The organism is Mesorhizobium sp. M7A.F.Ca.US.007.01.2.1 (assembly GCF_003998165.1).
GTDB classification, from domain to species: domain Bacteria; phylum Pseudomonadota; class Alphaproteobacteria; order Rhizobiales; family Rhizobiaceae; genus Mesorhizobium; species Mesorhizobium ciceri.
Genome location: NZ_RZQP01000090.1, coordinates 1 through 22,684, shown reverse-complemented (window position 1 = coordinate 22,684; position 22,684 = coordinate 1). Strand labels below are relative to the sequence as shown.

Below are 22,684 nucleotides of genomic sequence, written 5' to 3'. Positions count from 1 at the left end.
GCCAACGAACGTCCCGAAGGTTGCAATCGCCCCTTGTCGAGGTCGATCGACAGATAATGCCAAGCTTTGGTAGGGGATAAGCCACAGGTCATTAACCATAACAATTTCAATGTGAGCAGGCGCATTGCCGAAGGTGGCGCCCGTCGATCGTAACCCGCTGGCAAGCGCCAAATAATTTCAGCAGCCTTAACAAATTCATTAAACTTTAAACGGTTGCAGAACACAACTGGAACAGATAGTGTTTGTTCTGGGTTTGTTTTTCGATTCTGGTTTCAGGGAACCTGGGGGCCGCCATGCTGACACGCAAGCAACATGAACTGCTGATGTTCATCCATGAACGCCTGAAGGAGAGCGGCATTCCGCCATCCTTCGACGAGATGAAGGAGGCGCTCGACCTTGCCTCCAAATCCGGGATTCATCGGCTGATCACGGCCCTTGAGGAGCGCGGCTTTATCCGCCGGCTGCCCAATCGGGCCCGCGCGCTGGAAGTGCTGCGGCTGCCGGACTCCATCGCGCCAGGCCTCAATGCGGCAAAGAAGTTTTCGCCAAGCGTCATCCAGGGCAGTCTTGGTCAGGGTGGTGCTCTTGGCCGGCAGATCAAGCCGGCGCCTTCGCGGATGCCTTCGCCCGGCAATGACGACGATGCGGTCTCTGCCGTTTCGATCCCGGTCATGGGTCGCATCGCCGCCGGCGTGCCGATCGATGCCATCCAGCATCAGACGCATTCGATTTCGGTGCCGCCGGACATGATCATGGGCGGCGCGCACTATGCGCTGGAGGTCAAGGGCGATTCGATGATCGAGGCCGGCATCTTCGACGGCGACACCGTTATCATCCGTAACGCCGACACGGCCAGCCCCGGCGAGATCATCGTGGCGCTGGTCGATGAAGAGGAAGCGACGCTGAAGCGGTTCCGCCGCAAGGGCGCCTCCATTGCTCTCGAAGCCGCCAATCCAGCCTATGAGACACGGATTTTCGGGCCGGACAGGGTCAAGGTGCAAGGCAAGCTCGTCGGCCTGATCCGTCGCTACTGAGACGGCTGTGGGTTGACCACTGGCTTCTCGGGTTTCTTGAAGGGGGCCAGCCCCCTCGCCTCGCGAGAGTATTTGCGTTGCGTGTGCCAGGGCCGATATGGGCTGTCCACCGCGAAGCTGATCGTCGCCGGCGTGGTCGCCGATTGGCGATCGAAGAAGACCGCGGCACTGCCTTTGCGAGCCAGTTGCCGCTTGGTGATGACGAGAACCAGCGGGTTGTGACAGGCGTCATAGGCGGTGGCATCGTTGACGACGATCAGCTCGGCGAAGCCGCAGGCTTTCCAGGTGTCCTTGCGGTCCTCGACATAGGCAATGATCGCACCGGACATGTGCCTGGCCACGCAAACGCCTGAGGAGCAATAGAACGGCGATCCCGGCGGTAGCTCAACGGCATCCGCGACGTCGAATTGCCCATCGCTGTTGTCGAACACTTCCGGAACGACGATGGTTTCCGATGTCAGCGCGCGTTTCCAGTTGTCGACGGTGAATTCGTTCGGCCGTTGCCGGCTGACGGCAAGCTCACCGCCACCGATCGGCAACGCCACCAGCCGGGCGTCTTCCGAGATCAGCACATCGGGCGTGCGCGTATCCGAGACGGTCAGCAAGCCTGCCAACGCGAATGGCAGAGCCGCGAGCCGCAGCCATGTCGTCGCCATCGTCGCGATGACCAGGGCAATGGCCACCAGCAGGACCGACTGTTGCGAAATCAGCCCGACCCCATCGACAGGCGAACGCTCGGAGATCCAGCCCGATATGGCGATCATCATCGTCAGGCCCTTGCCCATCAGGTAGAGAGCTGGCCAATCCAATCCGAAAGGCATCAGCAGCGCGCTGGCGACGGCCAGGAACATGACGACGGTGACGATCGGCATAACCGCGAGATTGGCGAACAGGCTGAGCGGCGACACACGCTGAAAATGCCAGATGGCAAACAGCGTCGTGGCGCTGCCGGCGATGATCGAGGTCATGGCCAGACCAATTGCCGCCAGCAGGAATTTTCGTGTCAGGAACCCGGGCAAGGATCGCTTCGGCGGCGGCGTTCTTGCTTTTCCCGCGCGGTGATCCGCCCAGCCGGCATAAGCGCCGACCAGAGCCGCGGTCGCGGCGAAAGACATTTGAAAACTCGGGCCGACCACCTCATGCGGCGACACCACGATGACGGCGATCGCCGAGATCGCCAGATTGCGCATGGTGAGTGCTGCTCGATCGAACAGAACTGCAATCAGCATCACTGCCAGCATGATGAAGCTGCGTTCGGCGGCGACGACGATACCTGAGATGACGAGGTAGGCTGCGATCGAGAACAGTGCGGCGGCAGCGGCATACTTCTTGACCGGGCGACGCGCGGAAAAATCGGGAAACAAGGCGAAGGCGCCGCGCAGCAACCCCATGATGGTGCCGGCGACCAGAGCCATGTGCAGTCCCGAAATGGAGATGATGTGGTAGATGCCGGTACGTCGCATCGCCTCATTGATGTCGTCGGGAATGCCGGCGCGCACGCCGACGATCAGCGCCGCGGCGATCTCGCCTTCGGCGCCGCCGACGCTCGCCCTGATATGGTCGGCAATGCCTTCACGGGCATTTTCCACGCTGGAGGAAATTCGGGCCGACAGCGGCATGTCGCCATCATCGGTGACGACAAGCTTGGGATTGCCGAGAAAGAACCCGCTGCCGCCAATGCCGGCAAAATAGCTGTCGAAGGAGAAATCATAGCTGTCCGGCCGCACCGGCCCGGTCGGCGGCAAAAGCTTGGCATATCCGGTGATGAGAGAGCCTGCGGTCACGTCAGCCGGGATCTTGCGTGCCGAAAGCCGCACCCGTTCCGGCGCATAGCGCAGTTTCGGTCTTGCGGTCGATGTTACGTCGATGGTCAGCCGGATACGGCCAGTTTCCATCCGGTCGAGCGAGACGACGCGGCCGGTCACCTGCGTCGAGATTTCCGAGCCCAACATTTGTGTGCCCGCACGCCACGTCTCGACCTTGGCAGCAAGCAGTCCTAGGGCGCACAAAAGTGCCGCCATGAAACACAGATGGGTCTTTGGCCATGAGCGCGAGACCAGCGCACAGATCCCCGTCAGGATGACAACCGCGACAGGTCTCGCAAAGTCGGGTTCAGCCGTCAGCGAAAAATAGCCGATCGCTCCGATCGCAAGGCAGACCGGCACCAGCAGGAAGGCCACGCCCCGGTCGAGTTCCAGGCTCGCCGCCGTGTTCACGCTGTGGCGCAGGCGAGGCAGTGATATCAGGCCGATCTGCCGGCGCACGCGCACGATCCTGCCGGTTCCGGCAACAGGAACGGAGGCGGCGACACCCGTTTGCAAGGGCACCTTGCCGGGATCCGGCACGAGGGGCGACGGCGGCGGCAATGAGGCTGGCAGCGGCGCAAACAGGGATCGTTCGCTGACGCCAATGGCAGCGTCCTCGCCCTGATCCGAGCCCCAGCCTCGTTCAGCCATCGGGTCTGCCCCTTGCGCCCTCGACACCCTATGCTACATGAACGCGCAAAGCGCGAAAGTCCGCGCGACCGCACCCCGCTTCAGATGGTTTCCGAGAGTTCCATGTCCGACAAGGTCGTCACCCGTTTTGCCCCTTCGCCCACCGGCTATTTGCACATAGGCGGCGCGCGCACGGCGCTGTTCAACTGGCTGTATGCAAAGCACACCGGTGGCACGATGCTGCTGCGCATCGAGGACACCGATCGCGAACGCTCCAATGAAGCCGCGACGGCTGCCATCCTCGACGGGCTTTCCTGGCTTGGCCTGAGCTGGGACGGCGAGCCGGTGTCGCAGTTCGAGCGTGCGCCCCGCCACCGCGAGGTGGCCGAGGAGCTCGTGCGCATCGGCAAGGCCTATTATTGCTACGCCACGCCAGCCGAACTGGAGGCCATGCGCGAGGCCGCCAGAGCCAAGGGGCTGCCACCCCGCTACGATGGCCGCTGGCGCGACCGCGCCCCCTCAGAAGCACCCGCAGGCGCCAAGGGCGCCATCCGCATCAAGGCGCCGACCGAAGGCGAGACCGTCGTCCATGACCGGGTCCAGGGCGACGTGCGCTTTCCTAACAAGGATCTCGATGACTTCATCATCCTGCGTTCCGACGGCAATCCCACTTACATGCATGCCGTCGTCGTCGACGATCATGACATGGCCGTCACCCACATCATCCGCGGCGACGACCATCTGACCAACGCCGCCCGCCAGACCGTCATCTACAACGCCATGGGCTGGGACGTGCCGTCCATGTCGCATATCCCGCTGATCCACGGCGCCGATGGCGCCAAGCTATCGAAGCGGCACGGCGCGCTTGGCGTCGAGGCTTATCGCGCCATGGGCTACCTGCCGGAGGCGCTGCTCAACTACCTGGCGCGTCTCGGCTGGAGCCATGGCGACGACGAGATCATGTCGATCAAGGACATGATTTCCTGGTTCGACATCGGCGACGTCAACAAGGGCGCGGCGCGCTTCGACTTCGCCAAGCTGGAGGCAATCAACGGCGCGCATATGCGCCGCATGAGCGATGCCGAACTGTTCGACATCTTCATCGCCACCCTGCCCTACCTCGAAGGTGGCCCGGCGATCGCCGCACGCCTGAACGACAGCACCAAGGCGCAGTTGCTGGCAGCGCTTCCGGGCCTGAAGGAGCGCGCCAAGACGCTGGTGGAGCTCGTCGACGGCGCGGCCTTCCTGTTTGCCACGCGACCGCTGCCGATCGACGACAAGGCGGCCCTTCTGCTCACCGATGACGCCCGCAAGATCCTGCGCAGTGCTCACGAAGCTTTGAACGGGCTTGCGGATGACTGGACAGCCGCCTCGGCGGAGGCGGCGATCCGCGAGGTGGCGGCGGCCGGCAGCCACAAGCTCGGCGCGGTGGCCCAGCCTTTGCGCGCCGCTTTGACCGGCAAAAGCACCTCGCCGGGCGTGTTCGATGTGCTCGCCGTGCTCGGCCGCGAGGAAAGCCTGGCGCGCATCTCAGATCAAATCGATTAGGAGCAAACTGGCCCAAGAAGATTGGCATTGAAAGGCGGGTTTCGCAGTGCAACATTAGGCCTTGGCCCAATCTGGCACGCACCTCCTGAAATGCGGTGGCGAATACGCGCATTGCGGTGATTTTCGACGTGTCGCTCTGCGAAATTTGCCTTTGCCGGCATGAGGAAACAAGAAGGAGTTTGCAATGACCGAAGCTGCGAAAAAACTGGATTTGGGCAAGACCCAAGAGGCCACCGCAACGCTTGAATTCGCCGGCAAGACCCATGAATTCAAGGTGCGAAGCGGTTCGGTCGGGCCTGATGTGATCGACATCGCCTCGCTCTACTCAACCACCGGCGCTTTCACCTACGATCCCGGCTTCACCTCGACGGCAAGCTGCGAGTCCGAAATCACCTTCATCGACGGCGACGCCGGCATCCTGTTGCACCGCGGCTATCCGATCGACCAGTTGGCCGAACATGGCGACTTCCTCGAGGTCTGCTATCTCCTGCTCTACGGTGAATTGCCGACCAAGGCGCAGAAGGACGATTTCGATTACCGCGTGACGCGCCACACCATGGTGCATGAGCAGATGTCGCGCTTTTTCACCGGCTTCCGCCGCGACGCGCATCCGATGGCGGTGATGTGCGGCGTGGTCGGCGCGCTGTCGGCCTTTTATCACGACTCCACCGACATTTCCGACCCCTACCAGCGCATGGTTGCCTCCATGCGGCTGATCGCCAAGATGCCGACGATCGCGGCGATGGCCTACAAATACCACATCGGCCAGCCCTTCATTTACCCGAAGAACGAGCTGAACTTTGCCGCCAACTTCCTGCATATGTGCTTTGCCGTGCCTTGCGAGGAATACAAGATCAATCCGGTGCTGGCGCGCGCCATGGAACGCATCTTCATCCTGCACGCCGACCACGAGCAAAATGCCTCGACCTCGACCGTTCGCCTCGCCGGCTCGTCGGGCGCCAACCCGTTTGCGTGCATCGCCGCCGGCATAGCCTGCCTGTGGGGACCCGCGCATGGCGGCGCCAATGAAGCGGCGCTCAACATGCTTGGCGAGATCGGCCATGTCGATCACATCCCGGAATTCATCGCCCGCGCCAAGGACAAGGACGACCCGTTCCGCTTGATGGGCTTCGGCCACCGCGTCTACAAGAACTACGATCCGCGCGCCAAGATCATGCAGAAGACGGCACATGAGGTTCTGGGCGAGCTCGGCATCAAGGACGATCCGCTGCTCGACATCGCCATGGAGCTGGAAAAGATCGCGCTGACCGATTCCTATTTCATCGAGAAGAAGCTCTACCCGAATGTCGACTTCTATTCCGGCATCACGCTGAAGGCGCTGGGCTTCCCCACCACCATGTTCACCGTGCTGTTCGCGGTCGCCCGCACCGTCGGCTGGATCGCCCAGTGGAAAGAGATGATCGAGGATCCGCGCCAGAAGATTGGCCGCCCGCGCCAGCTCTATACCGGTGCACCGGAGCGGGATTACGTGCCGATCGCCAAGCGGTGAATTAGGAAATAGTGAGTAGTGAGTAGTGAGTAGTGAAGTCGGCCATTTCTGCTGATTACTGACTACTCACTCTCTTGACATACCGCATCACCACCTGCGCGGCGATCTCGCCGGACGGTCTACCCGTAGCCATGCGCCGCCTGATCTCTGCAAATCCATCCTTCTGCCAGGCACGCATGCCGCTGTCGGCGAACAGTGCCTCCAATTGCCGGGCAAGATTGTTCGGCTTGATATAGCCGTCGTAGAATTCGGGAATAAGCGCTCGGTCCGATATCAGATTGGGCAGCAGCGCCGACCAGACGGAAACGAGGTACGGCGCCAAGATGCGCGCGACCGGGTCGAGCCTGTAGCAGGAAATCATCGGCACGCCGGCCAGCGCCAGTTCCAGCGATACCGTCCCGGACGCGATCAGCGCCGCATCGGCCTTGCCGAAAGCCTGCCATTTGCGCTGGGGATCGACGATGATCTCAGGCTTTTCATCCCAGCGGTTGACGGAAGATTTGACGAGGTCGGCGACATGCGGGACGGTCGGCAGCAGCAGCCGCAAGCGGTGGCCGCGCGCGCGCAGGATCGACACCGTCTCGCCGAACGGGTCGAGCAGCCGCCGTACCTCGCCACGCCGCGAACCGGGCAGGACGAGCAGGGTTTTGACCCGATCAGGAGAAAGGTCGCGCGGCAGCTCCTGCGCCTTGGCTGCAGCGAGCAAGCCCGCATCGTGCGTCAGGCGATGCCCAACATAGGTGCCCGATGGCCCGCCGAGCCGCTCCAACTCCTTAACCTCGAAAGGCAGGATGCACAGGATGTGGTCGACATAGGGCTTCATCGCGACCGCCCTGCCCGGCCGCCACGCCCACACGCTCGGGCAGACATAGTGGATGATCGGAATCGACGGGTTGGCCGCACGCACCTTTTTGGCGACGCGCAACGAAAAGTCCGGACTGTCGATGGTGACGAGGCAATCCGGCTTTTCGTCGGCAACGGTCTTGGCCAGTTGGCTGATCCGCCGCATCAGGCGCGGAAGGTCGCGCAGGACGGCACTGAACCCCATGAGGGCGATCTCACCGGCATCGAATGGCGAGACCAGTCCCAGCGTCTGCAAATGACGGCCGCCGAGGCCGACGAGTTGCACCTCGCGCCCGGCCGCCTGCCTGAGCGAGCGTACTATGTCGGCGCCGAGCAGGTCGCCGGACTCCTCGCCGGCAACAATCGCGATCTTCAATGCCCTGTCAGCCACTGTGCGGCTCCGTCGTGGCAGGCAGGCCAATGACGAACAGGCCGAGTGCGTTGGCGCGCGCGATGGTTTCAGGACCTTCGAGAACCAGCGAACGTCCCGCCTCGACGGCAATCCCGGCAAGCTCGGCTGCATGCGCTGCTTCGACCGTCTGCAGGCCGATGGACGGAAGATCCGCTCGCAGTTCCTGGCCAGGCTTGGCGCACTTGACCAGGACGCCGCGGGTCTTGCCCGCAATACGGCCGTGGCCGCGCAAAAGCTTTGCCCGCTCAAGCAATCCGGCTGTTCCTTCGATGCCTTCCAGCGCAATGGTCCGGCCACCGATGGCGATCGCGGCCTGGCCGATGTCCAGCGCCCCGATGGCCTTTGCTGCGTCAAGGCCTGCCTCGATGTCACGCCAGTCCGACTTTTGTGGCGCGGCGTTGGTCAGGACGCCTTCGGCGGCGACAAGGCTCGGCACGACTTCATGGGCGCCGACAACTTTTATTCCACGGGCTTCGAGGCCCCTCGCCAAGACCTTCAGCAGGCCATCGTCGCCGCGCGCGAGCGCCATGACGACCAGCGGAATTACCGCGAGCAGGCTGAGACTGGGGCGCAGCGCAAGCAATCGCGGTCGGCGCTTGATCTCGCCTGCAAGCACCAGATGGGTGATCCGGTGCCGGCGTAGCAATGGGACCAGCGAGCCTATACCTTCCAGAGCGAGGCTTTCATGATCGTATCGGGAGAGCTCCGCGATGCGGTCGACCTCGCCTTCCATCAGGATGACGAAGGGCGGATAGCCTTGTTCAGCCGAACCGGCCGCGACTTCGACCGGCAGACTGCCGCCGCCGGCAATGATGCCGACCCTGGAGCCCGGCGGAAGATCAAGACGCGCTGCCGCTGTATCAGTCTTCGTCATCGACATCGTCGCCATCGCCGCCCTTGAGCGACGGCACAGCATAGTGCCGCTTGCCGCGACTGGTGATGAAATCGATGATCTTCATGGCGGTCGGCGACGACGCGAACTCCGCCTTGGCGAACTCGATGTTCTCGCCAACGGTGCGGGAACGATCGAAGATCATCCTGTAAGCCTTGCGCAGCACAAGGATTTCGGACCTTGGCAGGCCGGAGCGCTTGAGGCCGATGATGTTGAGGCCGCGTAGGCTGGCGCGGTTGCCGACCGCTATGGCGAAGGGGATGACATCGCCGACGATCGCGGAGCAGCCGCCCAGAAAGGCGTTGTCGCCGATGCGGACAAACTGATGCACTGCGGTCAGGCCGCCGATATAGACGTTGTTACCGACCTCGCAGTGGCCGCCCAGCGTTGCGCCATTGGCGAACGTCGCATTGTTGCCGACGACGCAATCATGGGCGATATGGGCGTAGGCGAGGAAATTGCCGTTGTCGCCGACCGTCGTCTCACCGCGGCTGGAATCGGTGCCGAGATGCATCGTCACGCCTTCGCGGATCGTGCAGTTCCTGCCGATGACCAGGGTGGTTCGGCCGCCCTTGTGCTTTGTGTTCTGCGGCGGCGCGCCCAATGTCGCCATCGGGTAGACCTTGGTCGAGGCGCCGATCGACGTCGCGCCCATCACCGAGACATGACTGACCAGTTCGACGTCGTCGCCGATCACCACATCGGCGCCGACATGGCAGAACGGCCCGATGCGCACACCTTGGCCGATTTTGGCGCCTTCCTCGACAATGGAAGAAGCATGGATGGATGTCTTGATTTTCATAAGCACTCGATCGTCAGTCGCTGGTGACCATCATGGCTGAAATCTCGGCCTCGGCCGCCTTGGCGCCGTCGACCATGGCTTCACAAGCGAATTTGAGCAGGTTGCCGCGTTTCTTGATTTTCTTGACATAGATCTTCAACTGGTCGCCGGGAACGACCGGTTTGCGGAATTTGGCGTTGTCGATGGTCAGGAAATAGACCAGCGACGGCTTTTCGGTACCCAGGCTGCGGATACAGATGGCGCCGGCCGTCTGCGCCATCGCCTCAACGATGAGCACACCCGGCATGACCGGCTGCTCAGGGAAATGGCCCTGAAAATGCGGCTCGTTTATGGTCACGTTCTTGATGCCGATGGCGGATTCGTCACCATCGATGTCGACGATACGATCGATCATCAGGAACGGATAGCGGTGCGGCAGGAGCTTCATCAGCCCCATGATGTCGACCGCTTCCAGCGTCGTCGACGCGATCATGTCAGCCATTGCCTCCCTCGCCCTGTTTGCGGGTCCTGGCGAGCTTGCGCAGCATGGCTATCTCCCGCATGGCTTCCGCCATCGGCTGTGCAGGATAGCCGCCCCAGATCTCGCCTGCAGGGACATTGCTCATAAATCCACTTCTGGCGGCAAGCTTGGCCCCTGTCCCTATCGTCAGGTGATCCGCAAGCCCCACGCCGCCGCCCATGGTGACATTGTCACCCACGACCACAGAACCCGAAATACCCGAAAGCCCGGCTATTATGCAATTGCGGCCGATGCGGACGTTATGGGCGATCTGCACGAGATTGTCGATCTTGGTGCCTTGGCCGATGATCGTATCGGACATGGCGCCGCGATCGACGGTGGTGTTGGAGCCGATCTCGACGTCGTCCTGGATAACGACACGACCGATCTGCGGCACGCGTTCGGGACCCTTGGCCCCGCCGACGAACCCAAAACCATCCTGGCCTATCCTGGCGCCGCCATGAATGATGACGCGATTGCCGATCAAGGCATACTGGATGCTGGCGCCCGGACCGACATAGCCGTCGCGGCCGATCTGGCAGGATTGTCCGATGACCGCATTCGGGGCGATGACAGTACCGCTGCCGATCGAAGCGCCTGGCCCGATAACCGCGCCGGCCTCGATGACGGCACCGGCTTCGACATGCGCGGTCGCATCGACATGAGCGTGCGGCGAGACGCCGGTTTCACTGGTCATCGGCCCTGGTGTCGCCGCCCTCGGAAACAGCAGACGCCCGATCAGCGCAAAGGCCTGTTGCGGGCGCGGATGAATGAGAACGGCAACGCTTGCCGGCGCCTTGCCGGCAAATTCCGCCGGGCACAGGACCGCGGCAGCCCGCAGCGACGGCATCAGCGCGGAATTACGCTTGCCGTCGACAAAGACGAGCGCATTCTCGCCGCCCTCGCTGGCCGGCGCGAGTGCTTCGATCGAAATATTGGAGTGGCCGGAATCGACAAGCACCGAGCCGGTCAGATTCGCGACTTCGCCCGCCGTATACCGGCGTGATGGCGCGAAGAACACCGGATCGGTCATTCCAGAAGCTATATCCAGCTAGGTCGGAACATTTCTCCCGGACCCTGAAGACCCGGGAGCATCGTTGGCCGCCGATCAGAAGCGGGTCGATATGCCGAAGTTGAATTCCTGCACGTCGTCAGACGCTTCCTTCTTGACCGGGATCGCGTAGTCGATACGGATCGGACCGAACGGCGACGCCCACATCAAGCCAACACCGACCGAAGCGCGCAGCTTCATGCCCACAGTCGACTGGTCGACCAAGTCGTTGGCAACCTTGCTGCCGTAGAGCGTGGCCGCATCCGCGAAGACCGCGCCACGCAGGCCGAAGCTCTCTGGAACGACCGGAAGCGGGAACTGGGCTTCCGCCGAGGCGTTAAAATAGGTCGTGCCGCCCAGATGGTCGCCAGCGCCGTCGTTGTCGACCGGACCGATGCCGCCGTAGGCGAAGCCGCGGATCATGCGGTCGCTGCTCTGGAAGTGATCGAACACGCGCAGATCGCCGTCGCCGCCGTAGCCTTCGACATGACCGGCGCCGCCCGAAATAAGTCCGACCAGATCATACTGCTCCGACAGCGTCTGGTAGATGCTGCCTCGCCCCGTGACCTTCACGAACTTTGCATCGCCACCGAGACCCGCAACTTCCACCGTCGTGGTGGCGTAGATACCCTCGTGCGGGTTCTTCATGTCGTCGATGGTGTTGTAGACCAATCCCAGGCTAACCGAAGACTTGATCCATGGGCTCTGCTCTATGCCATCCAGGATAGCGTCGGAAACATTGCACTTAAGGGGATCATAAATGCCACCGGTCACGCAATCATCATCCAGCTTATATTTCTCTTGCGAGATGTTGTAAGCTAGCTGCGTCGTGATGCTGTCGGTGATCGGCAGGCCGAAACGCACGGTCGCACCCGTGGTGTCACTGTCGTAATGATCGTAGTTCCGGGTTTGCTTGAAGATGTCGAAACCGGCGGCGATGCGCCGTCCGAGGAAATAAGGCTCGGTGAAGGACAGGCTGTAGTCGCGCGAATTCTTGCCGCCGCCCGCAGACACCTTGATGAACTGGCCGCGGCCGAGGAAGTTGCGCTCGGTCACCGATCCTTCGACCGACGGACCGGCCGTGTCGCCACCGGTCGAATAACCAGCACCCACCGAGAACTCGCCGGTCGACTTCTCAACCACGTCGACCACCAGAACGACCTGGTCGGGCTGCGAACCCGGCACAGTCGAGATGTCGACTTTCTCAAAGTAATTCAAGTTTTCCAGGCGCTTTTTCGCGCGCTGGATGAGCACCTGGTTGAAGGCGTCGCCTTCGCTGACGTCGAACTCGCGGCGAATGACATAGTCGCGCGTGCGATCGTTGCCGCGGATCTCGATGCGCTCGATATAGGCCTTGGTGCCCTGGTCGATCGTATAGACCACCGAAATGGTGTGGTTCTCGAAATTGCGGTCGCCGCGCGGCGTGACCTGCGCGAAGGCATAGCCGGAACCGGCCACCTTCTCGGTCAGCGCGATGATGGAATCCTCGACGTTCTTGGCGTTGTAGACGTCACCCTTGTGGGTCTCGATCACCGATTCCAGCGACTTGCCGTCGACTTCAGGGATCGTGCTCTCGACGCTGACATCGCCGAACGTGTAGCGGTCGCCTTCCTGGACGGTGATGGTGACCGTGTACTTGTTTGTCGCGCTGTCAAGCTCGCCGACAGCGGACACGACCTGGAAGTCGGCATAGCCGTGATTGTAGTAGAAGCGGCGCAGCAGCTCCTGGTCCGCGCGCAGCTTGTCGTCGTCGTAGACGTCGTCGCGCAGGATGAAGGAAACCCAGGACGAACGCTTGGTGTTGATGATATCCGACAGGCGGCGGCTGGAATAGGCGCTGTTGCCGACGAAATTGATCGCCGCGATCTGCGTGCGATCGCCTTCGGCAATGTTGAAGACCACATTCACGCGATTGTCGCCAAGCTGCATGACCTGCGTGGTCACGGTCACGTCGTCGCGACCAATGCGCTTGTAGGCAGCCTTGACCGACTCCACGTCGGCATCGAGCGTCGCCTGCGAGAACGTTCCGCGCGGCTTCAGCTGCACCGCCGCCGCGAGCGCATTGTCCTTGAGTTTCTTGTTGTTCTGGAACAGCACCTGGTTGACAACCTGATACTCGGCAACCTTGACCACCAGCGTCGAGCCGACCTGGTTGATCTGCACGTCCGAAAACAGGCCGGTGCCAAACAGTGCCTTGACCGCACCGTCGATATCGGAACTGGAGAAAGCCTTGCCAGGCTTGATGGTGATGTAATTGCGGATGGTCTCAGCGTCGATACGCTGGTTGCCGCTTACTTCGACTCTGCTGACGACAGCGGCTTCAGCCGCCGATGTGGCAACGAACTGCACTGCGAGCGCGCCTGGCACGACCATGGCCGCGGACAGGGTCACCGCGGACGCGGCGCTTAGAAACTTGGATGCTGCCTTCATCGGGCTTAATAACCTTTTCTCGTAGTCCCCACGGCGAGAAAACCGGACGTGCGGTAATTTCCCCTACCGTATTAACCGGATTTTCCCTACACGCAAGGCTTCTGGTTAATTTGTATTTACTTAACCCTGCGGCGTGGCTTTCGCGTCACTCATATCCCCTTGCATGGTAAACGGCGTCTCAACATCGTCCATGCAGAAGCCAAATTTCTTCATGATTTCAGCACCCAAACAGATCGTTCCAAAAAACGAACCCCATGAAGCACAGCACCAGAAGCAACCCGGCCCGATAGGCCATTTCCATCATCCGTTCCGACACCGGACGGCGAATGACAGCCTCCACCCCGTAGAACAAGAGGTGACCGCCGTCGAGGGGGGGAATCGGCAAAAGGTTCAGAATTCCGATGCCAACGGATAGCAGTGCAACCAGCTGCACGAGCCATTCGAATCCCAGTTTCGCAGCCCTGCCCGCCATGTCGGCGATCTTCACCGGGCCGCCCAGCTGACATTTGTCTTCGCGCCCGACAACAAAGCGCTGCAGGAACTGGCCGGTGCGCTGGATGACGTGACCGGTTTCCTCGACCGCTGCCGCGACAGCTCCAACAGGCGTGTAGGTGATGAGCCGTGGCTGGCCGAGTTCCTTGTTGTTGACGACACCGATTACAGCGACCTTGACCTTGTTGCCGAGCGCGTCTTCCTGTTCCATCAGCCGCGGTGCCGCGGTCACAGTGACCTCCCGGCCGTCGCGCAGCATGACGAAAGTGATTGCGTCGTCCGCACGGCCCGAGACCAGGCGTTGAACGTCGCCAAAGGTTTCGACCTTGTTGCCGTCGACGCTGACGAATCGGTCGCCGGGAAGGATGCCGGCCTTCGCCGCCGGGCTGTCGGCGGTCACCTCGGCCACCATCGGCTCGGCGACATAGCGGCCATAGGCGGTGAACAGCACGGAAAAGACGACGATCGTCAGCAGGAAATTGAACAGCGGTCCGGCCACCACCGTTGCCGCGCGCTTCCAGATCGGCTGCGTGTGGAAGGCGACCTTGCGCTCTTCCGCGGTCAGCGTTTCAATTTCTTCCGACGTCGGCTGGCTCGATGTGGCGTTCATGTCGCCGACGAATTTGACATAGCCGCCAAGCGGTATCGCACACAGTTTCCAGCGCGTGCCGTGGCTGTCGTTGAAGCCGAAGAGTTCCGGGCCGAAGCCGATCGAGAAGGCCCTGACGCCGATGCCGCACCAGCGCCCGACAAGGTAATGGCCCATTTCGTGGACGAACACGACCACGGTCAGCACGAAGAGGAATGGCACCAGCGTGCCGAGGACAAAGCCTTGTGTGCTGAAAAGCGCGTGAAGAATCTCGTTCAAGACAAACCCTCAAATTCTTCCACGGCGCAGACTGCGCCGTGACTGTGACACCAATCCGGGCGAATCCAAGGCGCATCGCGCAAAGGACCTGAAATGACACCACTCAAACGGGAAACAGACCCTGCGCCGGATGATCGGCGTTCGCCGAAATCCAGCCGATGACGTATAGGGCGAATGCGGCTGCGACAAGCCCATCGACACGATCCATGACGCCGCCATGGCCCGGGATGAGCGCGCCTGAGTCCTTGCGGCCATGGCGGCGCTTGACCCAGGATTCAAACAGGTCGCCTGCCTGCGAGACAATCGACAGCACGAGCGCCACCAGGCCGAGCAATGCCAGATTGCCGACACCGGCAGCTACGGCGAGGACCAGCCCGGCGACGACGCCGCCGAGCGCACCGCCGAGCGCGCCGCTGCGCGTCTTGCCGGGCGAGATAGAGGGCGCCAGTTTCGGCCCCCCAACGGCACGGCCAACGAAATAGGCAAGGATATCGGTGGCCCAGACGACCGCAAACAGGAACAGGATGGCAATGAGGCCCGAACGATCGCCATCGCGCAGCAAGGCGAGCGACAGGCCTGAAACCGCGGCATAGGCGAGGCCGCTCGCATCCCATTGTCCGGTCTTGCGAAGCGAGGCGGCTATCGCCGTTGCGGCAACAATGGCCGCCACAAGCGGTAGCAGCCAGGAGGCGGCCAGGCCGCCGATCAAGGCGCCAACGAAGACGACCAGCAATGCTTCCGGCAGGAAACCCAGGCCCGTGACCCCGGTCGGGCGCGACATGCGGGTCCATTCATAGAAGATCGCCGCCGATATCACGGCGCACAGCAGCCGGAACGGCAGACCGCCGATCCAGGTCAGACCGAGAGTGATGATGGCGAGCACGATCGCCGAAACGACACGCAGCTGGAGATTGCTCATCCCGCGGCCGGTCGCGAAGCGACGTCCTGGCCTCCAAGTCCACCGAACCGGCGTTCGCGGCCAGCAAACTCACGCAAGGCCTCGGCAAGGTGCTCGCGGCTGAAGTCGGGCCAGTAGCAAGGCAGGAAGACGAGCTCGCTATAGGCGGCCTGCCACAGGAGGAAATTCGACAGCCGAAGCTCGCCGCTGGTGCGAATGACCAGTTCCGGGTCGGGAATGCCTTGCGTATCAAGCGCAACGGCAAAGCTTTCGGCAGATATCGCCTCGGCGTCGAGTTCGCCACGCGCCACGGCCAAAGCGAGCTTTTGCGCCGTGCGAACGATCTCGTCGCGTCCGCCATAGTTGAAGGCGATCACCAGCGTCAGCGATTCGTTTGCGGCCGTCAGCGTTTCGGCCTCGTCGAGCAGTCCCCTGATATCGGGCTGCAGCCCTGCCCGGTCGCCGATGATTCTAACCCGCACACCGCTCTGGTGCAGTTCGGCAAGGTCACGGCGGATGAACATTTTCAGAAGGCCCATCAGGTCGCTGACCTCGGATTTCGGCCGCGACCAGTTCTCCGACGAGAAAGCGTAGACGGTCAGGTAGGAGATGCCGAGCCCGGGTGCTGCGCGCACCGTCTTGCGCAGCGCCTCGACGCCGGCACGATGGCCCGCAAGACGAGGCAAGCCGCGCGCCTTGGCCCAGCGTCCGTTTCCGTCCATGATGATCGCGACATGCGCGGGCGTTGCCATGTTCTCGCTTTCGGGTCAGCCGGAGGCCAAGACCCTAAACCTGCATGATTTCAGCTTCCTTATCGGAAAGCAGGTGGTCGATGGTGCTGATCGTCTCGTCGGTAAGTTTCTGAACCTGGTCCGAGCGCTTGCGCTGATCGTCCTCGCTGATGTCGCCGTCCTTCTCCGCCTTCTTCAGGAAGTCCATGCCGTCGCGGCGCACATGGCGCGCGGCGACCCGGGCGTTCTCGGCGTAGGTGTGCGAGATCTTGACCAGTTCCTTGCGTCGCTGTTCGTTGAGTTCGGGAAGCGGAATCCTGAGGTTGGTGCCGTCCACGATCGGGTTGAAACCCAGATTGGATTCGCGGATCGCGCGGTCGACCGCGCCGACCATCGACTTGTCCCATACCGATACCGAGATCATGCGCGGCTCCGGCACCGAGACGTTGGCGACCTGGTTGATCGGCATGGTGGTGCCATAGGCCTGCACCTGGATCGCATCGAGCAGATTGCTGGAGGCGCGACCGGTCCGCAGCGAAGCCAGATCATGCTTGAACGCGGCGATGGCCCCATCCATGCGCCGCTTGAGATCGTCGTACTCACCACTCATCTTTATCTCCTCGACCCGTCTAATGCGGGCTCACTGCTTCGGGGCCGTCTTCGAATCGGACCTTCGAAAACCGGTTTCCCTTCGGGCCAGGCCGCCGATCAATCGTCCGCGACGACCGTGCAGCGGCCGCCGCCCCTCAGAATATCGCCGAAACCACCTTTTTCGTGGATCGAATAGACGATTATCGGAATGTTGTTTTCGCGCGCAAGTGCAATCGCTGCAGTATCCATGATGGAAAGGCCGCGATTTATGACTTCGCCATGGCTGATGCGCTCGAAACGCGTCGCATTCGGGTCCTTCTTCGGGTCCGCCGAGTAGACGCCGTCGACCTGAGTACCCTTGAACAGTGCGTCGGCGCCGATTTCAGCCGCGCGGAGGGCGGCGGCCGAATCAGTGGTGAAGAACGGATTACCGGTGCCGCCGGCGAAGATCACCACCTTGCCCTGGTTCATGTAGGCAGTCGCCTGGCGCTGCGAAAAGCTCTCGCAAAGTTCGGGCATGGCGATCGCCGAAAGCACCACGGCGTCGACGCCGATCTTGTTCAACGACGTGCGCAGCGCCAGCGAGTTGATCACCGTGGCAAGCATGCCCATGTGGTCGCCGGTGACACGGTCGCCGCCCTTGGAGGCAACGGCCACGCCGCGAAAGATGTTGCCGCCGCCGATGACGACACCGACCTCGATGCCCAATGCACGCGCCTCGGCGATGTCGCCGGCGATGCGATCCACCACTGAAACGTCGATGCCGAAATGCTGCTCGCCCATCAACGCTTCGCCCGACGCTTTCAACAAGACACGTCGGTAGAGGGGCTTCACCGTCATCTGGGCCTCTTCATTTGCATGTGGCGCATTTCGGTGGCTACCCTCGCGCAGGCGCCGCCTCGAAACAATGGCGTTCCGATACACGAAGGGCGCCGCGATGTCACGCGGCGCCCAAACGGCAAATTCGCCGGTTTCCTGTCCCATCAATCAATTGGTGGACACGCTGGCCGACTCTCCTTCGATAAGCACCGGTGACACGTAGTTGGAGGGCTTGTCGCCGGTTGTCGCGCCGCCGGTGACGCGCGCCTGTATCTGCGAGCCGAAATAGGAATAGGGAAACGGCGCTGGAGTTCTGCTGACCCTCTCCAGCCGGTCGCGATGCGCTTTCGGAATCTCGAAATCCAGCGCGCCAAGATTGTCCTGCATTTGGCTGAGCGTCGTCGCACCGAGAATGACGGTCGCGATCCCCGGCTGCGTCGCTACCCAGTTGAGCGCGACCTGAGGCATGCTGCGGCCGATCTCGGATGCGACCTTCTCGAGTTCGGCCACGATAGCCCAGTTGCGTTGCGTGAACTTTTGGAACCCCGGATGCGTCGAGTTGCGAAATCCGTCGAGCCGGCCCGCGGTTCCGGCCTGAGCCGGCCGATACTTGCCGCTCAGCAGTCCGCTGGCCAGCGGGCTCCACACCATGATGCCGGCGCCATGGCGCGTGCCGAATGGCACGAACTCATTCTCGATCGCGCGTTCGGCCAATGAATATTCGAGCTGTAGCGCCGAAACCGGCTCATATCCGCGCAATTCGGCGATCGCCTGTGCGCGGCCCGCATACCAGGCGGGCACATCCGAAAGACCGACATGGCGCACCTTGCCCATCCGAACCAGGTCGTCCAGCGTGCGCATGACCTCCTCGGCCGGGGTCAGCCTGTCCCAGACATGCATGAGATAGAGATCGATATAGTCGGTCCCCAACCGTTTCAGCGAAGCATCGACGGCCCGCATGATGTTCTTGCGGCCATTGCCGCCGGCATTCGGATTGCCGGGCTGCATGTTCATGGTGAACTTGCTGGCGATCACCGCCATGTCGCGCAAGCCGCGCTCGGCGATGAATTCGCCAAGCCAGGCTTCGGCCGTGCCGTCTGTGTAGAGATCCGCCGTGTCGAAGAAATTGCCGCCCGCCTCGACATAGGCGTCGAACATCGCCCGCGCCGTATCCCTGTCGGCTCCCCAGCCCCATTCCGTGCCGAAAGTCATCGTGCCCAGCGCCAGCCGGCTGACCCTGAGGCCGCTGTTGCCAAGAGTGTAGTAGGTCATGGTCATAATCGTCTTCCAATGCTTGGTGATAGATGCCCGAGCGTCACTGGCCCGGAGTGGTCTTGACCCAGGGATTGCCGCGCTCGTGTGTCATGCGGAACGCAAAGCCATCGACCTTCCAGCCATCCGCAAAACGCGTCAGGTGATGCTCATAGGTGCCCCAGACCTCCCAAAGCGGGTCGCCATTGCCTTCCATCCGGTTCCAGGCATAGCCGTTCGACAGGACAGTCGCCGTGTCCCCTTCGAGAACGACCTGGTGATTGGTGCGCAGATGCAGGCTTGTCTTGCTGCCCTTGAGGTTGGCCGCCCAGGCGCCAATCAGGTCGTCGGAAGCGATGTTGGCCGCCGGCTGTCCGGAAAGGCTGCTGAAATCGGCAGTGGCCCGATCCGCGAAATAGCTGCGTGCAAGCTTCCAGTCCTGGGCGTCGACGGCCCGGTCGATGGCATCGGCGATGCGAATGACCGCGCGTTCGTCTGCGAGGGCCCGCCAGTCTGATGGCTCCGCCCCGCCGGCGTCCATCGGCGCCAACGCCATGCCTGCCGCGAAAGTTACGCGCTTCAACGCATTCATGTTTTTTCTCCTCGATGCCATCAGCCCATCGCCGACGTGCGGCCGGCAATGTGGACCGCTCGGCCGACATCGATAAGATTGCATTGTTCGCATGGACCATGCGATATCATGCATGAATGTACCGGGACCTGCTCACTCACCTGCCTGTGATCGTCGCCGTGGCCCGACGCGGCGGCTTCGCGCTTGCCGCCGCCGAACTCGGCATGAGCCCTTCGGCAGTCAGCCATGCGGTGCGCATTGTCGAAGAGCGGATCGGCCAGCCTTTGTTCGCACGGACGACGCGCAGCGTTTCGCTCACCGAGGCCGGCAAGGCGCTGGTGGAAACGGCGGCTCCGGCCCTCCAGGATATTGCCGAGCGGATGGACCGTATCCGCAGCGTCAAAGGCAGGCCGTCTGGCCTGCTCAGGATCAACGCCTCCAACATCGCCATACCATTGGCGGTGACGCCGGTGGTGGCGGCGATGGCCGAACGCTATCCGGAGGTTACGGTGGAGGTCTTCGCTGACCAGGGTCTGGTTGATATCGTCGGCGAAGGCTTCGATGCCGGCATCCGGCTTGGCGAGATGATCGCCCAGGACATGGTCGCGGTCCGGCTGACGCCGCCGTTCTCCGTCGTCATTGTCGCCTCGCCCGCTTACATCGGAAGGCACGGCCGTCCCAGCAGCGTTGCCGATTTGGCGAGCCACAATTGTATTGGCTACCGGCTCGTCCGCTCCGGTGCGCTCTATCGCTGGGATCTGATCGAGGATGGCAAGGACATCGCCATGGAGACGCGGGGCAGCGTTGTCGTGACGGATTCGCTCGCAGCAATCGATCTTGCGCTTGCAGGCGTCGGGCTTGCCTATGTCTTCGAGCCGCTGGCGCGCGCCGATCTTGCCGCGGGCCGCCTGGTCCAGGTGCTGCCGCAGACGGCGATCGAGGAACCGGGGCTATTCCTCTATTTCCCGCGCCGGGCGTCAATGGCGCCGAAGCTCAGGGCCTTTATCGACACCGCACAAGAAATCGGCCGGGCATCCTTGCGGACACCCGGCCGAGTTGCCTGAGCTGAGAAGCCCCTTCAGGGGCTATTTGTAAGGATTATTTCTTCACCGCAGCCGCGACTTCCGCCGCGAAATCGGTCTCTTCCTTTTCAATGCCTTCGCCGAGCGCAAAGCGCAGATAGGCGGAAATCTTGGCCGGAGCGCCGATTTCCTTCTCGGCATCCTTCAGTGCCTGCTCGACAGTGATGTCGGGATTGAGCACGAAGGCCTGCTTCAGGAGCACGACTTCCTCATAGAACTTGCGTAGGCGGCCTTCGACCATCTTTTCGATGATCGCTTCCGGCTTGCCGGACTGGCGCGCCTGATCGGCGAAGATCGCCTTCTCGCGCTCGACCGCAGCCGGATCGATCTGCTCGGCCGTCAGCGCCAGCGGGTTGGTGGCGGCGACATGCATGGCAACCTGGCGGCCAAAGGCGTTGGCGGCATGCTCATTGCCCGTGGTCTCGATCGCGACCAGAACGCCGAGCTTGCCAAGACCATCGGCAACTGCGTTGTGGACGTAGGTGGCGACAGCACCGTGCGGGACGGTGAGCTTGGCCGAGCGGCGGAAGCCCATGTTTTCGCCGATGGTGCCGACAGCGTCCTTGATGGTGTCGGCAACCGACTTGTCGGAACCTGGATACTTTGCGGCGGCCACAGCCTCCGTCGTGCCGTAGGCCAGCGCAACCTTGGCAACATTGGCGACGATTTCCTGAAACGCGGCGTTGCGGGCAACGAAGTCGGTCTCGGAATTGACTTCCACGACGGCAGCCTCGCGCACGCCGTTGTCGACGCCGATCAGGCCCTCAGCCGCGGTGCGGCCAGCCTTCTTGTCAGCCTTGGAGATACCCTTCTTGCGCAGCCAGTCGACGGCCTCTTCCATGTTGCCGTTGGTCTCGGTCAACGCCGCCTTGCAATCCATCATGCCCGCGCCGGTCAAGTCGCGGAGTTCTTTGACCTGTGCAGCCGAAATGCTCATTGTCGCCTCTTTGTTTTAAATGCACCGACGCACCATCGGTATTCGATGGTGCGTCTGTTTAGCGTGCCAGAATATGAGAAAGATGAAGGCCGCAACCGGCCTTCGATTATCAAGCTTCCGGAGCGTCTGCAGCCGGGGCCGGAGCCGGGTCGAGCGCCGGTTCGACGGGAGCTTCGATCGAAGCGCCGATGTCGACGCCGAGCGCGCCCTGCTGACGGGCGATGCCGTCGATCGCAGCCTTGGCGATCAGATCGCAATAGAGCTGGATGGCGCGGGCCGCGTCGTCATTGCCGGGGATCGGGAAGTCGATCTTGTCCGGATCGCAGTTCGAATCGATGATGGCGACGACCGGAATGCCGAGGCGCTTGGCCTCGAGAATGGCGATCGCTTCCTTGTTGGTGTCGATCACGAACATCAGGTCGGGCGTCGAGCCCATGTCCTTGATGCCGCCCAGGGCCTTGTCGAGCTTCTCGCGCTCGCGGTCGAGGTTCAGGCGTTCCTTCTTGGTCAACCCTTGCGCCTCGCCGGCCAGCATCTCGTCGAGCTTGCGCAGGCGCTGGATCGAATTCGAGATCGTCTTCCAGTTGGTCAGCATGCCGCCGAGCCAACGCGAGTTGACGTAGTACTGAGCCGAACGCTGTGCCGCATCGGCGACGATGTCGGACGCCTGGCGCTTGGTGCCGACGAACAGCACGCGGCCGCCCTTGGCGACGGTGTCGGAAACCTGCTTCAGCGCCTGGTGCAGCAAAGGCACCGTCTGCGAGAGGTCGATGATGTGGATGTTGTTGCGGGCGCCATAGATGTAGGGCGCCATTTTCGGGTTCCAGCGATGGGTCTGGTGGCCGAAGTGAATGCCAGCTTCCAAAAGCTGGCGCATGCTGAAATCAGGCAGTGCCATTCAAAGTTCCTTTCCGGTTAGCCTCCACGGACACAGGCATTTTTGGACTTTGTCCTCGAACGCCACCGGAGGTTTCAGCCGGATTTCTCC

The 22,684-nt window shown here is 62.2% G+C and carries 20 protein-coding genes; 4 read left to right on the top strand and 16 right to left on the bottom strand.

Annotated elements, in window-relative coordinates; genetic code table 11:
• The first annotated feature begins 293 nt into the window (after window positions 1-293).
• The gene (gene lexA / locus EN949_RS17710) at window positions 294-1,034 is read left to right on the top strand and encodes a transcriptional repressor LexA (RefSeq protein ID WP_013531746.1); all 741 of its coding nucleotides are present in this window, start codon (window positions 294-296) and stop codon (window positions 1,032-1,034) included.
• On the opposite strand, the gene EN949_RS17705 is transcribed toward lexA, so the two are convergent.
• Entirely contained in the window at window positions 1,028-3,490 is a 2,463-nt protein-coding gene (locus EN949_RS17705) for a ComEC/Rec2 family competence protein (protein WP_013531747.1), read from the bottom strand. The two genes, lexA and EN949_RS17705, sit on opposite strands and share 7 nt — an antisense overlap.
• 102 nt (window positions 3,491-3,592) lie before the next feature.
• Between EN949_RS17705 and gltX the strand changes: the two genes are divergently transcribed.
• Both gltX and gltA read left to right on the top strand, forming a co-directional pair.
• The gene (gltX, locus tag EN949_RS17700) at window positions 3,593-5,017 is read left to right on the top strand and encodes a glutamate--tRNA ligase (RefSeq protein WP_013531748.1); all 1,425 of its coding nucleotides are present in this window, start codon (window positions 3,593-3,595) and stop codon (window positions 5,015-5,017) included.
• A 184-nt stretch (window positions 5,018-5,201) separates the two neighbouring features.
• Window positions 5,202-6,527: a citrate synthase gene (gene gltA / locus EN949_RS17695; protein WP_013531749.1), complete on the top strand. Its 1,326-nt coding sequence runs from the start codon at window positions 5,202-5,204 to the stop codon at window positions 6,525-6,527.
• A gap of 55 nt (window positions 6,528-6,582) precedes the next feature.
• Here the strand turns inward: gltA and lpxB are convergent, their stop codons facing one another.
• From lpxB to EN949_RS17630, 13 genes are all read right to left on the bottom strand, one after another.
• Entirely contained in the window at window positions 6,583-7,761 is a 1,179-nt protein-coding gene (gene lpxB / locus EN949_RS17690; protein ID WP_013531750.1) for a lipid-A-disaccharide synthase, read from the bottom strand.
• Window positions 7,754-8,671 carry an LpxI family protein gene (locus tag EN949_RS17685; protein WP_127365867.1) on the bottom strand — a complete coding sequence of 306 codons (918 nt, stop codon included), beginning with the start codon at window positions 8,669-8,671 and terminating at the stop codon, window positions 7,754-7,756. Before EN949_RS17685 ends, lpxB begins: the two co-directional genes overlap by 8 nt.
• On the bottom strand, window positions 8,643-9,476 hold the full coding sequence (gene lpxA / locus EN949_RS17680; protein WP_013531752.1) for an acyl-ACP--UDP-N-acetylglucosamine O-acyltransferase: 834 nt from the start codon (window positions 9,474-9,476) through the stop codon (window positions 8,643-8,645). Before lpxA ends, EN949_RS17685 begins: the two co-directional genes overlap by 29 nt.
• Window positions 9,477-9,489: 13 nt before the next feature.
• The gene (fabZ, locus tag EN949_RS17675) at window positions 9,490-9,957 is read right to left on the bottom strand and encodes a 3-hydroxyacyl-ACP dehydratase FabZ (protein ID WP_013531753.1); all 468 of its coding nucleotides are present in this window, start codon (window positions 9,955-9,957) and stop codon (window positions 9,490-9,492) included.
• A complete protein-coding gene (lpxD, locus tag EN949_RS17670; protein ID WP_013531754.1) occupies window positions 9,950-11,008 on the bottom strand; it encodes a UDP-3-O-(3-hydroxymyristoyl)glucosamine N-acyltransferase in 1,059 nt (352 codons plus the stop codon). The genes fabZ and lpxD overlap by 8 nt, the downstream gene beginning before the upstream one ends.
• A gap of 75 nt (window positions 11,009-11,083) precedes the next feature.
• A complete protein-coding gene (gene bamA, locus EN949_RS17665) occupies window positions 11,084-13,456 on the bottom strand; it encodes an outer membrane protein assembly factor BamA (RefSeq protein ID WP_027161557.1) in 2,373 nt (790 codons plus the stop codon).
• A gap of 217 nt (window positions 13,457-13,673) precedes the next feature.
• Window positions 13,674-14,816, bottom strand: coding sequence for an RIP metalloprotease RseP (gene rseP, locus EN949_RS17660; RefSeq protein ID WP_024503348.1), 1,143 nt, complete (start codon window positions 14,814-14,816; stop codon window positions 13,674-13,676).
• Between the two features lie 103 nt (window positions 14,817-14,919).
• Window positions 14,920-15,735: a phosphatidate cytidylyltransferase gene (locus tag EN949_RS17655; RefSeq protein WP_013531757.1), complete on the bottom strand. Its 816-nt coding sequence runs from the start codon at window positions 15,733-15,735 to the stop codon at window positions 14,920-14,922.
• The gene (locus EN949_RS17650; protein ID WP_013531758.1) at window positions 15,732-16,466 is read right to left on the bottom strand and encodes an isoprenyl transferase; all 735 of its coding nucleotides are present in this window, start codon (window positions 16,464-16,466) and stop codon (window positions 15,732-15,734) included. The genes EN949_RS17655 and EN949_RS17650 overlap by 4 nt, the downstream gene beginning before the upstream one ends.
• 34 nt (window positions 16,467-16,500) lie before the next feature.
• A complete protein-coding gene (gene frr / locus EN949_RS17645) occupies window positions 16,501-17,055 on the bottom strand; it encodes a ribosome recycling factor (RefSeq protein WP_013531759.1) in 555 nt (184 codons plus the stop codon).
• A gap of 98 nt (window positions 17,056-17,153) precedes the next feature.
• The gene (gene pyrH, locus EN949_RS17640) at window positions 17,154-17,876 is read right to left on the bottom strand and encodes a UMP kinase (RefSeq protein WP_013531760.1); all 723 of its coding nucleotides are present in this window, start codon (window positions 17,874-17,876) and stop codon (window positions 17,154-17,156) included.
• Between the two features lie 147 nt (window positions 17,877-18,023).
• Window positions 18,024-19,133: an aldo/keto reductase gene (locus EN949_RS17635; protein WP_127370706.1), complete on the bottom strand. Its 1,110-nt coding sequence runs from the start codon at window positions 19,131-19,133 to the stop codon at window positions 18,024-18,026.
• A gap of 37 nt (window positions 19,134-19,170) precedes the next feature.
• Entirely contained in the window at window positions 19,171-19,698 is a 528-nt protein-coding gene (locus tag EN949_RS17630; protein WP_063167966.1) for a nuclear transport factor 2 family protein, read from the bottom strand.
• 116 nt (window positions 19,699-19,814) lie between these two features.
• Here EN949_RS17630 and EN949_RS17625 point away from each other — a divergent pair, with 116 nt between their 5' ends.
• Window positions 19,815-20,741, top strand: coding sequence for a LysR family transcriptional regulator (locus tag EN949_RS17625; RefSeq protein ID WP_127371741.1), 927 nt, complete (start codon window positions 19,815-19,817; stop codon window positions 20,739-20,741).
• Between the two features lie 34 nt (window positions 20,742-20,775).
• On the opposite strand, the gene tsf is transcribed toward EN949_RS17625, so the two are convergent.
• Together tsf and rpsB are read right to left on the bottom strand one after the other, a co-directional pair.
• Window positions 20,776-21,696, bottom strand: coding sequence for a translation elongation factor Ts (gene tsf, locus EN949_RS17620; RefSeq protein ID WP_013531764.1), 921 nt, complete (start codon window positions 21,694-21,696; stop codon window positions 20,776-20,778).
• 109 nt (window positions 21,697-21,805) lie between these two features.
• Window positions 21,806-22,594: a 30S ribosomal protein S2 gene (gene rpsB / locus EN949_RS17615; protein WP_013531765.1), complete on the bottom strand. Its 789-nt coding sequence runs from the start codon at window positions 22,592-22,594 to the stop codon at window positions 21,806-21,808.
• Between the last annotated feature and the right edge of the window lie 90 nt (window positions 22,595-22,684).

Bases quoted from the DNA above. Each gene is read 5' to 3' on its own strand.
- lexA (WP_013531746.1), top strand. From the start codon at position 294: ATGCTGACACGCAAGCAACATGAACTGCTGATGTTCATCCATGAACGC.
- EN949_RS17705 (WP_013531747.1), bottom strand. From the start codon at position 3,490: ATGGCTGAACGAGGCTGGGGCTCGGATCAGGGCGAGGACGCTGCCATT.
- gltX (WP_013531748.1), top strand. From the start codon at position 3,593: ATGTCCGACAAGGTCGTCACCCGTTTTGCCCCTTCGCCCACCGGCTAT.
- gltA (WP_013531749.1), top strand. From the start codon at position 5,202: ATGACCGAAGCTGCGAAAAAACTGGATTTGGGCAAGACCCAAGAGGCC.
- EN949_RS17685 (WP_127365867.1), bottom strand. From the start codon at position 8,671: ATGGCGACGATGTCGATGACGAAGACTGATACAGCGGCAGCGCGTCTT.
- lpxA (WP_013531752.1), bottom strand. From the start codon at position 9,476: ATGAAAATCAAGACATCCATCCATGCTTCTTCCATTGTCGAGGAAGGC.
- fabZ (WP_013531753.1), bottom strand. From the start codon at position 9,957: ATGGCTGACATGATCGCGTCGACGACGCTGGAAGCGGTCGACATCATG.
- lpxD (WP_013531754.1), bottom strand. From the start codon at position 11,008: ATGACCGATCCGGTGTTCTTCGCGCCATCACGCCGGTATACGGCGGGC.
- bamA (WP_027161557.1), bottom strand. From the start codon at position 13,456: ATGAAGGCAGCATCCAAGTTTCTAAGCGCCGCGTCCGCGGTGACCCTG.
- EN949_RS17655 (WP_013531757.1), bottom strand. From the start codon at position 15,735: ATGAGCAATCTCCAGCTGCGTGTCGTTTCGGCGATCGTGCTCGCCATC.
- EN949_RS17650 (WP_013531758.1), bottom strand. From the start codon at position 16,466: ATGGCAACGCCCGCGCATGTCGCGATCATCATGGACGGAAACGGACGC.
- frr (WP_013531759.1), bottom strand. From the start codon at position 17,055: ATGAGTGGTGAGTACGACGATCTCAAGCGGCGCATGGATGGGGCCATC.
- pyrH (WP_013531760.1), bottom strand. From the start codon at position 17,876: ATGACGGTGAAGCCCCTCTACCGACGTGTCTTGTTGAAAGCGTCGGGC.
- EN949_RS17635 (WP_127370706.1), bottom strand. From the start codon at position 19,133: ATGACCATGACCTACTACACTCTTGGCAACAGCGGCCTCAGGGTCAGC.
- EN949_RS17630 (WP_063167966.1), bottom strand. From the start codon at position 19,698: ATGAATGCGTTGAAGCGCGTAACTTTCGCGGCAGGCATGGCGTTGGCG.
- EN949_RS17625 (WP_127371741.1), top strand. From the start codon at position 19,815: ATGTACCGGGACCTGCTCACTCACCTGCCTGTGATCGTCGCCGTGGCC.
- tsf (WP_013531764.1), bottom strand. From the start codon at position 21,696: ATGAGCATTTCGGCTGCACAGGTCAAAGAACTCCGCGACTTGACCGGC.
- rpsB (WP_013531765.1), bottom strand. From the start codon at position 22,594: ATGGCACTGCCTGATTTCAGCATGCGCCAGCTTTTGGAAGCTGGCATT.